Origin of the sequence: Anabaena sp. CA = ATCC 33047 (assembly GCF_963870205.1) — a bacterium.
In the GTDB taxonomy this organism is placed as follows: Bacteria; Cyanobacteriota; Cyanobacteriia; order Cyanobacteriales; family Nostocaceae; genus Trichormus.
The window spans coordinates 123,363-138,758 of sequence record NZ_CAWMSA010000067.1 but is presented as its reverse complement, the minus strand read 5'-3'; the positions used below and the strand labels follow the sequence as shown (position 1 = coordinate 138,758).

At 41.4% G+C, this 15,396-nt stretch carries 6 protein-coding genes; 2 read left to right on the top strand and 4 right to left on the bottom strand.

What is annotated here, in order from left to right:
* Window positions 1-17 precede the first annotated feature (17 nt).
* Window positions 18-4,016 carry a non-ribosomal peptide synthetase gene (locus AACS98_RS20115; RefSeq protein ID WP_066383167.1) on the top strand — a complete coding sequence of 1,333 codons (3,999 nt, stop codon included), beginning with the start codon at window positions 18-20 and terminating at the stop codon, window positions 4,014-4,016.
* Window positions 4,017-4,089: 73 nt separating this feature from the next.
* Here the strand turns inward: AACS98_RS20115 and AACS98_RS20110 are convergent, their stop codons facing one another.
* The 3 genes from AACS98_RS20110 to AACS98_RS20100 form a co-directional block, all read right to left on the bottom strand.
* Window positions 4,090-9,762: a choice-of-anchor I family protein gene (locus AACS98_RS20110; RefSeq protein ID WP_157087542.1), complete on the bottom strand. Its 5,673-nt coding sequence runs from the start codon at window positions 9,760-9,762 to the stop codon at window positions 4,090-4,092.
* 332 nt (window positions 9,763-10,094) lie between these two features.
* Window positions 10,095-12,161 (bottom strand): serine/threonine-protein kinase, encoded by a 2,067-nt coding sequence (locus AACS98_RS20105; protein WP_066383164.1) that lies wholly within the window; start codon window positions 12,159-12,161, stop codon window positions 10,095-10,097.
* 407 nt (window positions 12,162-12,568) lie between these two features.
* A complete protein-coding gene (locus AACS98_RS20100) occupies window positions 12,569-13,858 on the bottom strand; it encodes a dihydrolipoamide acetyltransferase family protein (protein ID WP_066383162.1) in 1,290 nt (429 codons plus the stop codon).
* 583 nt (window positions 13,859-14,441) lie between these two features.
* Here AACS98_RS20100 and AACS98_RS20095 point away from each other — a divergent pair.
* Window positions 14,442-14,933: a hypothetical protein gene (locus AACS98_RS20095; RefSeq protein ID WP_339373728.1), complete on the top strand. Its 492-nt coding sequence runs from the start codon at window positions 14,442-14,444 to the stop codon at window positions 14,931-14,933.
* Here the strand turns inward: AACS98_RS20095 and AACS98_RS20090 are convergent.
* Window positions 14,930-15,382 carry a YlqD family protein gene (locus tag AACS98_RS20090; RefSeq protein WP_066383158.1) on the bottom strand — a complete coding sequence of 151 codons (453 nt, stop codon included), beginning with the start codon at window positions 15,380-15,382 and terminating at the stop codon, window positions 14,930-14,932. The two genes, AACS98_RS20095 and AACS98_RS20090, sit on opposite strands and share 4 nt — an antisense overlap.
* Window positions 15,383-15,396 lie beyond the last annotated feature (14 nt).

The window sequence follows — 15,396 nt, the reverse complement described above, 5'->3', positions numbered from 1 at the left end:
CTAAGGAATAGACTAAAATGCAAGTACAAGAAAAAGTTATCAATGGTTTTCGTCTTTCACCTCAACAAAAACGTGTTTGGCATCTGCAAAAAGATAACCCCGTTTATTGTGTTCAAGGTGCTATTTTGCTCGCAGGAAGTCTAAAAATCGATGTTTTGAAATCAGCTATAGAACAAGTTATTAATCGTCAAGAAATTCTGCGGACGAACTTTATCAAACCAGCAGGGATTAAAACCCCTATGCAGTCAATAGCTGAACAAGGATTTCTGGTTTGGCAAGAAATTGATTTCAGCGATATTCAAGAACAGGAACAATTAAACAAGGTAGAATATTTATTACAACAAGAAAGATTAATACCTTGGGACTTTGAGCAAGGTTCACTGTTACGTTGTTCATTAATTAATTTATCAATAAACAAGTATATTTTACTAATAAATCTACCTGCGGTTTACGCTGATAGCTGTTCAATTAAAAATTTAGTAGCTGAAATTAGTCAGTGTTATGGTGCTTGTTTGCAAGGTAGAGAATTAGATAGTGAAGACATTGTACAATACTTGCAATTTTCTGAGTGGCAAAATGAGTTGCTAGAAGATGCAGATGCAGATGAAGGTAAAGAATATTGGCAAAAATATGATTTATCTGCTTTACCAGGATTGACACTACCTTTTGAAAATAAACTACTAAATAATGCTTCTCAATTCAGTATTGGTTCTTATCAGTGGAAGATTGAACCTAACTTGTTTGGACAAATAGAAGAACTTGTTCAAAATTATGAAACGTCTATTTCTAATTTCTTAGTTAGCTGTTGGCAGATTTTATTATGGCGTTTGACTGAGGAAGCAAAGATAGTCATTGGTATTGCTGCTGATGGACGTAAATATGAGGATTTAGAAACAGTTATAGGATTGCTCACAAAATATTTACCACTATCAACTACTTTAGAAAATAACTTTTCTTTCAGAGAAGTATTACAAATAGTTAGCCAATCAGTACAAGAAAACTTTGAATGGCAAGAGTATTTTTCATGGGAAAATTTACCTGATTCTGCTTTCTTACCTTTTAGTTTTGAGTTTCAAACAGAAGCAGCACAATATACTACTGATGACGTTTCATTCTCAATTTACAAGCAGTTTGCTTGTACTGAACGTTTCAGGGTTAAACTTTCCTGTGTTCAGCAAGCTGATGGTTTAATAGCTGGGTTTGATTATGATGTAAATTTATTTAGTGCAGAAATTATTGAAATTTTAGCTGGATATTTTCAAACTTTAGTCACAAGTGCTGTTGATAATCCCGAAACTGCAATTAATCAATTAGCATTATTAAATGAGAGCGATCGCCATCAACTGTTGGTAAAATTCAATGATACTCAAGTAGATTTTTCTGATCAGAAATGCTTCCATCAACTATTTACAGAACAGGTAGCGCGCACTCCTGATAATGTTGCCGTTATCTTTGAAAGTCAACAATTAACCTATGCTGAACTAAATTCTCGCTCTAATCAATTAGCACATTATCTGCAAAAACAGGGAGTAAAACCAGAAGTTTTAGTAGGGATATATATGAATCGTTCCCTAGACATGATCATTTCCCTACTTGGCATTCTCAAAGCTGGTGGTGCTTACCTACCCATAGATGCTGATTTACCAGTAGAGAATGTATCTTTAAGGTTACAAGATTCTCAAACACCAATTCTACTAACTCAACAGCACTTAGCACAAGAATTAGAAATAGAGACAGTAAATGTAATTTGTGTAGATGAATTAGAACAGGATTTAATAACTGAAAGTAGCGATAATCCACACACAGATTCTAGCATTGAAAATTTAGCTTATGTTATCTATACCTCCGGTTCTACAGGTAAACCTAAAGGTGTAGCAGTTGAACATCAACAACTAATTAATTACCTTTATGGTATTAGAGAACGCTTAAATCTACCCGCAAAATCTAGTTTTGCAACAGTTTCTACCCTAGCTGCTGATTTAGGTAATACAGCAATTTTTCCCGCACTGTCTACAGGTGGCTGTTTACATATAATTAGTAAAGAACGCGCTACGGATCCACAAGCATTAGAAGATTATTTCAGCACCCATAGTATAGACTGTTTAAAGATAGTTCCCTCACATTTAGAAGCTATACTCACATCTGTTAACAACAAATCAGTTTTCCCCCAACAAAGATTAATTTTGGGAGGAGAAGCAGCCAGTTGGAATTTAATCAATAAAATTCAACAATTAGCACCTGAATGTACAATTATTAACCATTATGGCCCAACGGAAACAACTGTTGGTGTACTCACATATCAATTATGTTCAGATAACTGCAAATACCAATCAGTAACAGTACCTTTAGGTCGTCCCCTTCCTAACACCCAAATTTATATATTAGATGAACAAATGCAACCTGTACCTCTGGGAGTTAAGGGAGAATTATATATTGGTGGTGCTTCTGTGACGCGCGGTTATTTACATCGTCCAGAATTGACACAAATAAAGTTTATTGCCAATCCTTTTAGTCAGGATGGTAAAGCATTTCTGTATAAAACTGGAGATTTAGCCCGTTACTTGCCAGATGGTAATATTGAATTTTTGGGGAGAGTTGATAATCAGGTAAAAATTAGAGGTTATCGGATTGAATTAGAAGAGATTACAACAGTTTTATCTCAACATTCTAGTGTTCAACAGGCTGTAGTTTTATTACAAGAAGATGAAACAGGTAATCAAAGACTGGTAGCTTATATAGTACCTCGTAAAGATGTAATTGCAAATGTTGATGATTGGCGTGATTTTCTGAAAAGTAAATTACCGGAATACATGATTCCATCAGCATTTATGAAGTTGAAAACTTTGCCTTTAACATCTAATGGTAAAGTCAATCGTCAAGCGTTGCCAATGGTTGATTTACTCAATGAAACTACAGAAAATGCTTTTGTTCCTCCCCGTGAGAGCATAGAATTACAACTCAAAAATATTTGGGAAGAAATTTTACAAATTCGTCCGATTGGAGTGAAAAATAACTTTTTTGAAGTTGGTGGTCATTCACTTCTAGCTGTACGTTTAATTGCTAGAATTGAGAAAAGTTTTCAGCAAAAAATACCTTTATCAGCTTTTTTAAAGAACCCAACTATTGAGCATTTAGCAGGTATTCTGCGTCAAGAACCTGCATCTATATCTGTTTCTCCTTTAGTCTCTATTCAACCTTTAGGAAATCAAAAGCCTTTTTTCTGTATTCATCCTAGCGAGGGTCATGTAATTTGTTATTATCATTTGGCGAAATATTTAGGTGCAGAAAGACCTTTCTATGGTTTAGTAGCACCAGGATTATATGGTGAATGTGAGCCTTATAATCAAATTGAAGACATGGCAAATTTTTACATTCAAGCTTTAAAAAAGGTGCAGCCAGAAGGCCCCTATCTCCTCGGTGGATGGTCGATGGGAGGTGTTATAGCTCTAGAAATGGCTATACAGCTACAAAAGCAAGGGGAAAATGTAGATTTTCTAGCGTTGATAGATTCTAAACCACCAACATTAAATAATCATCACCAAGATTTTAGTAAAGTTACTGATGCTCAATTGTTAGCTAATATTGCCATTGGAACTGCTGCATCTTTTGGGAAAGATTTGTCATTTTTAAAAACTACTCTGGAAACAATTGCACCAGAAAAACAGCTAAGTTATGTTTTGGACATCATGAAGAAAGAAGATTTTCTTCCTCCAGATATTAGTTTAGAACAGATAAGTTATTTTCTGGCAGTTAATAAAGCTAATCACCAAGCTATTATTAACTATCGAGCTAAGTTATACTCTGGTAAAGTTAGCTTTTTTCAAGCCAGTCATTCACTTAATATTCAGGAAGTTGAACAAATATCTCAAGATGCCAATGAGCGAATTTTAGCTTGGAATCAACTGGTGCAAGAAATTACTGATGTACATATTCTTCCTGGTGATCACTATACAATTTTAGAAGAACCTCATGTGCAGGTATTAGCAGAAAAGCTTAAGCATGCTTTAGAGCAGTAGCCTACGGCAAGCGGCAAGCTAGGCAGAAATTTTACCTTCAGCATAGCTTGCCGTCGCACTTGTGCCTTTTTTCCTAAAACTCAGGTACTACATCAAAACTAGCAGCAGTTAACGCCGCACGATTAGAGAACAGCGCAATTTTTACAGATTCAGTGCTACCACTACCATCAGTATCAAAGAATAGCTCCCCTGTAGCTCGATTGTAAATCAAGCGGTGAGTTTCTGTAGTCGCACTCGTACCCAAGACAAACAAGCTAGAGTCTAAGCTTCCTGCTGTGAGTTGCAACTCATCAGCAGACAGTTGGACAATATCTTCACTGGTTCGGAAATCAACGATAGTATCAAAACCACCAAGCAGAACACCAGTCAAGTCAAACCTATCTGCATCACGACCACCGACTAGAGTATCATTGCCATCACCACCAATGAGTGTATCATTGCCTGTTCCTCCGGCAAGATAATCATCACCGTCTAAACCAACTAGGGTATTACTTGCATTATTACCAATGATGCGGTTATTGAGTTCATTACCTCCACCATCAGTAGCATTTCTTACTAAAGTTAGGTTTTCTATGTTGTCCCCTAAAACCCAATCTACAACAGAGATAACTGTATCTATACCTCCATCTTCAGCTTCAATAATTTCGTCGCCGAAGCTATCTATTTCATAGATATCATTACCAGCACCACCAACCAGACTATCATCACCTTTACCACCATCAAGTCGGTCATTACCAATACCACCATACAGGGTGTCGTTACCGCCTTTACCCATCAGCCAATCATCACCATCTAAACCATATAGGGTATTATCTCTATTGTTGCCAATGATGTGGTTATTGAGGCTGTTACCAGTACCATTAATAGCGGCGTTACCCAACAGGGTGAGATTTTCTAAGTAATCTCCGAGTGTGTAGTCGATGAAAGAGTTGACTTTATCTGTTCCTTCTCCGTCATTCTCAACTACGGTGTCGCCGAAACTATCTACAGTATAGATATCGTTACCAGTACCACCAATCAGGAGATCATTACCTGTTCCACCGTCGAGGTTGTCGTTACCGTCGCCACCGTCGAGGGTGTCATTACCTTCGTTGCCGTAGAGTAGGTCAAAGCCGGCATCGTCGCCACCCTTGATGTTGTCATCCCCTGCACCACCGAATACGTAGTCATTGTCAGCACCGCCATCCAGGTTGTCGTTACCTCCACGTCCTATGAGGTATTGTCTACCGTCTAAACCCTCGATGACATCGCCTTCGTTTGTACCTCTGATGATGTTGTTACCTAATTCGCCTTGAATGGGTTGTTTGAGTGTTAAGACAAACTCATCACTCACGGTTGCATCTTGTGAATCTTTTGCTGTTACCTGAATGGTGAGAGTTTCTGGTGTTGAGTATTCGCCAGAGAAGGTGCGAGTATCTGGGTTGAAGGTTAACCAATTGGGTAATTCATTACCATCTGCTAAAGTAGCGGTGTAGGTGAGGTTTATACCATTTTCTACATCTGTGAAGGCGTTGGGAGCAAATTGGAAGTTAAAAGTTTTACCTGTGGGTGCTGTTTGGTCAGCGATGGAGATGGCAACTGTGGGGGGTGTGTTAGATGAGATATTAAATCTGGCTACTGTGGGGTCATGGTCGCTATCTTGGTCATAAAACTCTGAGTTAATATGAACCACATCAAACCCATCTAGGTTACTGAGTAAGTTATTACTAACTAAAATGTGGTCGAGGGTTTGAGCATTACCTTGAAAGTTGTAGGTATAACGCTCATTTTCTGGCAGAGTTTCAATTAAGGTATTTAGTCCCGCACTTTCTAGGATACCTAAAGGATTGGAAAATTCAAAGTCGTTTAAATCCCCGGCTACGATAACATTAGCGTTGGGATTAATTGCCAGAATGCTTTGGACAAAGTTTTTAACAATCTCTGCTTGTTGATTACGTTGGGTTTCGCTAGTCAGGGTGGGGGGTTGATTAACACCAAATAGGGGTTGATCTCCTCCTTTGGAGTTGAAATGATTGGCTACTATATATACAGTCTGACCGTTAAAGGTAAACTGTCCAACTAAAGGTTTACGACTGCTATCAAAAGCTGTGTTGGTGGGGTCAATTAAACCAGGACTGGCTGAGAGTGTGGGTGTACCGTTGGTGTTGGTAACGCTGGTGCTGGAGGTTGATGTACCACCAGGAATGTCTACGAATGAAACACGCCCAGGATTAAACAGGAAACCTACCCGGATATTACCGCCTGGTTCTCCTCCGTTGGTATCATCCACTGGGTCAATTTGTCGATATTGATATGTGGGGCCACCAGCAGCAACTATGGCATCAATCAAAGCCTGGTATGTTACACTTGCATCAACTACACTGTCATTGATTGCCCCGTTATTATCCTGAATTTCTTCTACAGAGATAATGTCTGGCGATCGCAAGTTATTCACAATCCGAGCCGCTATATTATTAAACTTAGTTGCCCCATCATTAGGATCAAGATTTTCCACATTAAATGTAGCAACTGTCAGTTGATTATCACCAGGAGCGAGGTTTGTGACTTCTCTAGTAAGTGTGCTTGGTGTATCTACTGTGGGTAAAGTATTTGGTAATACCTCATAATTACCAAAGCTATAGTCTACTACCCCGACAATTGTATCTAGTTGCGCTCCTACACTGACATTTGGTGTTAAATAGCTGCCACTAAGCGGATTAAGTAAAGTATCATCTATTTGGATACGCTCTGGATTAAAATCATTAGCACTAATTCCGATCCCACCACGGGCTGTCCGTCCGGTAGCATTTGCGCCATTATCTGCTAATACCCAAATTTCCCCAAATTGATTAGTCGGACTTACGGCTACAGGATTATTAATCTGTACCCGCATCCCTTCTAAACTTTCGTAGAAGTCGATGCCTTCTTGTACTGGGTCGAATGTACCACTGATTTGACCATCACTGATGACTGTGGTGGGGATTGTCCGACCTCCATCACCTAAAATGGTAGCTGCGGGTAACTCATTACCACTAGATAGTACAGTGATTGCAGGGCTAATAATTTGTGTGAGTGTTAAGTTGTTAGTGCCACTAGAACCACCGGGAAGAAATTCTGTTACTGTACCACTGACGGTTACTGAGTCACCTACTTGTACAGTTGGTACTGATGAGGTGAAGACAAAAATAGCTTCGCTGGTGCTGTCGTCATTGTCTGGGTTGGAGTCTTGGAAGTAGAAGCCGTTGTTTCTGATGGCTGTGACAATACCCGCAACATTGTTGACTGTCTGACCGTCTAATGGGGATGTGTGGCTTGTTCCTTGAATGTCACGGATACGAATGGGGGGGGTGATTTCAAACACCGCTACTGTTTGGCTGACTTCGTTGGCGGTGACTAACAGTGGTTTGCCGGTGGGACTATCGGCGGCGGAAATAAAGGTGAGTCCTTCAGGGCTAACGTCTGCGGGTGTGTTGATGTACTGGACAAATTGCGGTTGGTTGGGATTGCTGACATCATAGACGATAACATCGCCTGTGCGTTCTAGACCGATAAAAGCATAGGTGCGGTTGTCGATGACTCCAATTACTACACCTTCGGGTTCTGGGCCTTTGTTGTCGCTGCGGCTGTCAAAGCTATCTCCTGCACCGTTGGAGTTAAACAGGGTGGGGACTTTTGTAAGTGTGATTTGTTCAAGTTGGTCGCCACTGTCAAATACCTGATTGCCGTTTGCATCCCAAATGGAGAAGGAACGCGCCCCAAATACCTCAATGCGATCATAATCTCCATCTCCGTCTATGTCACCTGTGGCATTTGTAACTGTTAACCGCCCTAAGTTGGCGTTTTGTTTGAGTGTAGCTGCATTGGGGAAAACAGTTGGATCTAAAACATAGCCGGCATTACCAACACGAATTTCCTCAGCAAATCCTGTGTAGTCACGGGCATCGCCTTCGTTAGCGGTGATGTAGTAGGTTTGACCGTTAACTACGAAGCTGGCGATCGCATCCGGTTGATACAATCCAAATACAGGCCAGTTCGCAATATTAATACCACTGTCTCGATCACTGGCATCTATGCCATTACCAGGTAGACTGTGATTCTTTACACCCAACGGCAGAATTTGAGTAATGGTTGCATTGGCAATATCTAGAATGGCGATCGCATTATTTTCTTGTAGGGTAATCCAAGCAGTTTGACCATCGCCTGATACTGTAATATACTCTGGTTCTAAGTCTTGAGCAACTGTAGCATTTGGCCCAAAAATCCTGACACCAGAGGCTCTGAGTGTTGGAATCTGACTGTTAAAACTGGTAAACGTGGCTGTTTGCACTGTGGCATTAGCAACACCATTAGCAATATCAATGATACTAACTGAACCTTCTGGATCAACAGAGTCGGCTTGACCGTAACTGTTGGGTTCACCTTCGTTAGCTACTAATATTTTTGTGCCGTCGGGGGTAAAGGTGAGCATATCAGGCAATGCACCCACATCTACCGCACTGATATAATTGCCATCGGCAGCATTAAAGAAAGCTACTTTACCAGTTAGTTGGGCATTGTTTGTAGTACGTACTGCATAAGCTACGGCAACCACGCCATTTTTCACCGCCACGCTGTTGGGAATTAATGCAGTATCAACAGCAGGAGTGATTCCGGGAGTTAAACTACCAACCGCAGTCAGCGAACCTGTATTACTAACAGTATAAATTTCTACGGTAGTACCAGCAACAACAAATAGGCGATCGCTTCCTGGATCAAAAGCTGGAATTTCCGCCCCGTTAGCACTGGTGATCCCTCCAACTTTGGTTAAAAAGCTGCCGTCATTGTTAGTAATAGTAATATTTTGAGAGGTGGTCGCACCTAAACTAATACCTGCGGATGGACTGCTAATAGTTAATGTTGCGGTTTCTGTTCCTTCAGGTATGGCATCATCAGCCACAATGAAGGAGACAGAACCAACGGTTTGTCCGTCGGCAATGGTAATTGTCGTATTGCTGAGGTAGTAATCGCTGGCAGTGATATCAGTTCCCGATACTGCTAGGTTAACTGTTTGCTCGCCTGTAACGGCACTGGAAGCTGTAGCGGTGACAGTAATTATTGTTGTTCCTGCTTCTGTGCCAGTGTTACTGTTAACGGATAGGTTAACTGTGGGGGTTGAAGAAGGAATAGACAGGGAAAAATCGTCAATTGCTAAACCATCATCTGCACCAGAAGCATTTAAGTCTTGCCAGCGCAAATAGAAGGTTGCACCATTGGCAATATTTAACCCAGAGATGGTTCCTGTGACTGTGGTATTATTCCCCGCAGCATTACCATCGAGAGAACCTGTGGTTGAAGTATTAGGCGAACTAAAATCCAAGGAGTCAACATCTATCCAACTACCAGTTGATAGGGAAGTCGCATCTAAGCTGTATTGAAAATCTAAGCGATCTTGTCTACCTGTAGTACCTAATCGCCATTGCTCACCACGATAGCTGATGTTTAATGAAGTGATGGTAGTACCTGTGTTATTTGTAAAACTGACTCCTATAGTGGGTGTTAGACTACCAGATTGCAATCCACCAAATGCTCTGTCTGTATCGTCTGTTGCGCCGTAGCTATATGTATTACCTGTATTAGAATTGCCATTATTAATACCGTAGGTTGTGTCGGCATTACTTCCACTTTCCAAAAACTCCCACCCAGACGGTAGTACACTATCTGTTGTTCCAGAATTTACTAAGGAGTCAAAGTTCTCAGTGTAATTTGTTCCAGTTAAACTTATTGGCATTTGTTTTTACCTTGTATAATTTCATGAACAACTTGTATGTAGTTGTTTCTCTTAAAATTGCTGCCAGCAAAGCGGCAGTTTAATCAATCTGCATGGGGTTAAATGCTGTCTGGATCAGATGTTGCTCATGGATAAACTGCAATTGTTTGAGTATTGAGTGCGATCGCCATCTCACCTAAACTCAAAATGTCATGATTGCAATTTGCGTAAAATTCTTTGACAGTATAATTTAGGATGTTTAATTTTTAGTTAACACAAGGTTGTACTGCATTTAAACATAGCCCTACTGAAATTTCCAGCATCAAACAACAGGGACACAACAGAGTTATGGTTCAATTACCAACACGCCAAATTCTAATCGTGTTATCTTCACCACCACTAACTAGAGTTTGACCGTTGGGCGTAAAAGCAACGGATGTTACAGTGTTTTCATGACCTATCAGGGTACGCAGTTCTTCACCTGTCTCTAGGTTCCAAAGTTTGATAGTTTGGTCACGACTGGCACTAGCAAGAGTGTTACCATCGGGACTAAAGGCAATTGCTGTGACTGTTTCCGTACTACCTCGTAAGGTGCGTATTCTTGTACCTTGGGCAAAATTCCAGAGTTTGATGGTGCGATCGCGGCTAGCAGTAGCCAGAATGTTACCATCGGGACTAAAGGCAATTGCTGTTATGGTTTCGTCATTATCTGCGATGGTGCGAATTAAAGATTTAGTTTTTAAATCCCAAATTTTGATAGTTTTGTCAAAACTACCACTGGCGATAGTTGCACCATCACGGCTAATTGCAACTGTACGCACCCAGTATTGATGACCTGTGAGAGTACCGATGAGTCTACCACTTTCCAAATGCCAAACTTTAATAGTCTTGTCATCACTACCACTAACTAAAGTTGTACCATCAGGACTGATGGCTAAGGCATGAACTGCATCGCTATGTCCTCTAAGAGTCTTGATTTCTTGACGAGTTTTGAGATTCCAGAGTTTGATGGTTTTGTCATCGCTACCACTGACTAAAGTTGTACCATCAGCACTAATGGCAACTGCATTGACTTTGCGGGAATGTCCTTGGTTGGGGTAGCCTGGCGGTGGCAGGGTGGCGATTTCCTCACCTGTGGAGATGTGCCAAATTTTAATAGTGCGATCGTCCCCACTGCTAGCCATAGTCTCACCATCAGGGCTGACAGCCACAGAGACAACTGCATTCTCATGGCCGAGGAGGGTATTGGCTAAGGTGATATCTTTCAAAGTTATCCTCTGGGGCTGTGCCACAACTACCTCCCCAGGTGTTGAACTCTTGTGAGGCTGAATTAATCTGGCGGATAAACTACTGTAAATCCGGCGATATTGGTTATACCAAGATTCATTAAAACCAAATAATAAGATGAAAGCACACATTAACACCCCAGCCCGCATCAGCCAGTATATAATCGTCAAATGCGGTTTTTGATTGATTTGAGTTACAGGGATTTTTCCTGATGTCTGACCGGCAGCAGGTAATGCAAGTATTTGTTTAGGAGTGATATCTTTCAGGACTTGATCCGCCGATTGGTAGCGGGACTTTAAGTCTTTTTGCAATAACTTGTCCAGGACAAAATCCAACTCTGGATTTAAGGAACTACGCAGATATTGCCGCCAATTTGTCGCCCAACCATAACCATGTTCCATCCACAATTGAAAGGGGGAAATGCCAGTTAATAAGTGAAAACAAGTAGCCCCCAAGGCAAATAAATCACTAGCTGCATAAGCTTTACCATCTCGGATTTGTTCGAGAGGAGAGTAACCGTGTGAACCAATGGATGTGCCAAAATTCTGGACGTTGGCTGTTAATTGCTTAGAAGAACCAAAGTCAATCAGATTTAACCGTCCATCAATACGACAACGAATAATATTTTCTGGTTTGATATCACGATGAATTACACCGCGATCGTGAATGAATTTGAGAACAGGTAATATATCTAGCAAAATTGCTTGTATTTCCCCTGGTCTATAAGTCTTACGCTGTTGTAATTCTTTTAATAAGTTCTGCCCATTAATAAACTGTTGTACCAAATACAGGCAATTGTCTTGCTCAAAGTAAGCTAGCAAGGTGGGAATTTGCGGATGTTCTCCTAGTTCTTGTAATCGTTTGGCTTCTTCAGCAAACAATTCTACCGCTTTTTTTTGTGACCAAGTTCCTTGAAATTTTGGAGCTAATTGTTTAATGACACAACGTTCATTCAATTTATCTTTATCTTCTGATAGATAGGTTCTACCAAATCCGCCTTCATCAGAAAGCACTCGGATGACACGGAAGCGATTTCTCAACAAGGGTACTAAGGTGGTGCCACAACTTTGACACACCTTTTTACCATTGGGATTAAGAGGATTTGGACAGTCTGGATTTAAGCAGCAGATCATGTTCTGATAAGCGTGGCTGCATGACAAATTATGTGAAATTCACCCCAACATTCCTAAATGAAGAATGGCTCTCATGTCTTTTTACGAGATAACATTGAGCTAGGAACTGGGGTTTAATGATGGTAAATGGTAAATCCTGGTTAATTTCCCTGACTTTGGGAGAATTGGGAGAGCCATCTGAGCAAAGGTAAAGAAGAAGGTAAAAGCACGTTCCTGAGTGGATTTCTCTCTACCTCACTCATGATCATACCGATTATATAGTATTCCGAATTGAAATGTCGTGTTAATGAGGAACTCTTAACGGGCAACAGGGAACAGTGTAGGTTTTGCAGGGGGATTTAAATCCCGCTTTCTTGCGAAAGCGGGATTATATTAACTCAAACTACTTTTCACTGAAGCGGATGAAATTACAGGGTTAAGGATTGAACATCGGTTTCAATCAACTTAGCCAAGTCTTGTAAAAACGCCGCCGCATGAGCACCGTATATAATGCGATGGTCGCAAGTAATATTAACCTGCATTTGTTGACGCACACCAAACAAACCGTCTGGGGTGGCGACAACTTGGGGACGAGAGCCACCGATCGCTAAAATTGAACCTTGTCCGGGTGGTAGAATCGCATCAAATGTATCTACACCATACATCCCCAAGTTGGACAGGGTGAAAGTACCACTGCTATATTCATCAGGTTGCAGTTGTTTGGCTCTAGCGCGGTCTACAAGTGATTTCCAGGTGCGCGACAGGGAATAAATGTCTATTTGGTCAGCATTTTTTAATACGGGTGTGATTAAACCGCCATCATCCATTGCCACGGCTACAGCAATATTAATGTCGGCGTGGTAAACTACACCTTGATCAGAGTAGCTAGCATTTAACAGTGGATGTTTTTGTAATGTCACCGCTACGGCTTTCGCCAGTAACGCTGTCATTGTCACACCCTTGGATTTAATTTGTTTGTAAAGTTTGTCTAATCCATCGGTGGTAATTGTATAACCCACACGGAATTCTGGGACTGCTAGGCTAGCAACCATATTCCGAATTACGGCATTTTGCAGAGTATTGAATGGTGCGATTTGACCAGGAACAACTGCGGCGGGTGCGGGTGCGGGTGCGGGTGCGGGTGCGGGTGCGGGTGGTTTAACTGGGGTAATGCTGGGTGCGGGTGCGGGTGCAGCCGGGGTAGTGGTTTTACCTACAGATGCCTCCACATCTTCAGCGACAATTCTACCGTAGGGGCCACTACCTTTGAGAGTTGTTAAATCAACTTTCAGTTCTTTGGCTAACTTGCGCGCCCTGGGTGAAGCTATGAGTCTACCTTCCTTGTGGTTAGAGCCATTTTGAGATGCTACGGAAGGTGTTCCCACTGCGGCTGTAGCTGCAACTGGTTGCGGCGCAGAGGTAGGAGTAGCAGCACCACCGGAGTTCCCCATAGACTTGGCGGTTTCAATTTCGGCTTCGGTTTCTGCGACATAGGCGATCGCTGCTCCTACAGGCGCACTGTCACCGGCTTGAACTACGATATGTGCCAGATATCCCTCATAGAAGGATTCTACATCCATATCTGCCTTATCTGACTCGACAACCACCACTGTTTCGCCTTTTTCCACTTTATCCCCTGGCGATTTTACCCAGGAGACAATTTTACCTTCGGTCATGGTGGAACTAAGCGCGGGCATGAATATTTCGTGAATGCTCATATGATGGTGGTTCTAGAATCAACGGGTTTATGGAATTTATCAGCTTTTGCCAGATCGAATTGTATCTTGGCAAGAGAGTTTTATGGTTGAGATTTTCTATTTTAGGTTAAGGAATGGGGACTGGGGACTGGAAGGGACTGGGTACTGGGTACTGGGTACTGGGTACTGGAAGGGACTCTTGACTGGAAGGGACTGGGTACTGGGGACTGGAAGGGACTCTTGACTGGGGACTGGGAAAGATTTTCTCCCTCATCTCCCCCATCTCCCCCATCTCCCTCATCTCCCCTGCTACCTCATCGGAACATCCAGACAACTGTGGGGTCTATGTTTCCATAATGATGAGTTTTTCACAATTCCTAGGCAATTTTTATATAGATTTGTATCGCTCATCACTAAATTATCGGGAATGAGAAGCTTTCCCAAGGGAGATGATAGACAGTCATTAATAATTAAACTTCAGTTTAAAACCTAAAATCGATCATTGGTCTGTTGGAACTACCTATTTAGTTTTATGTCAGTCAAGCTGAAATTGTCTTTGATTGTAATACTGAGTCTTTTTACTACAATGAGTGTTGGTTTCTATATGGCTCAAAACCAGACACCATTATCAATTGTAGACAATACAGACACGCAGCCACAGGAATTGTCAACAGTACAACATTCTCAGGAAGTTTTGGAGCATCCAGAACGGGCTGAATATCAAACTATACCTTTAGAAAATATCAACTATCCCCTACAAGGTAGTAACCCGAAAACTCTGGCGATGAATGTTTTGGATGATTTGACAGCAACGAATGGCGATCGCCAGGTGGAGGTTATCTACCCTCAACAGAATCAAGCGTTAGTCACAGTGATCGAAAAGTCATCAGATGGCGATTCTTCTCAGGTGATTAAATATCGCGTGGAGATGTCTGTGTTTGGGCGATCGCTGTTAGTTAGTTCACCGCCAATCTGGCAAATTGTTTGGGTAGGTTCCCAAATTCGTACTCGAACTGGAAACCATACCCCTGAAGACAATTCAAAATTCAAAGTGCCAAATTCAAACTTGAGAATTACCTCAACCTCATTTGGTTAAATATCGCCACGAATTTCTTCGACAACTCCATCACGGAGAACGATTTCAACTTGCATTTTGCTAATTAAATTATCGCCCCGTTCAATACGGAAAAAGCCTTCCATTTGGAATTGATTCACTTCTTGATCTAACTCAAGTAGCTGTACTTGCTGGAGATTTTGCAGCATTTGGTTTTTCTGTTCTAGAAATTCGCTTTTCTTTTGGTTGACTTGCAGTTGGATGTTATCGATTTGTTGTACAGTCTGGGGGCCTGGTGGCTGGAGACTTTGTTTTTGAATCGCGGCGATCGCTCTTTGTCCTTCCATGTCCAACTGTTGCAATTGCTGATCCAGTTGGTTGATCTGTGCTTGCAATTGTTGTTGTACTTCTTCTTTCCACAGAGGGGTGACAATCACTTTCACGTTAACTACGCGCTTTAACAGCAATTGAGGATTGGAGACATCAGTCATAAAAATTCGCGTTC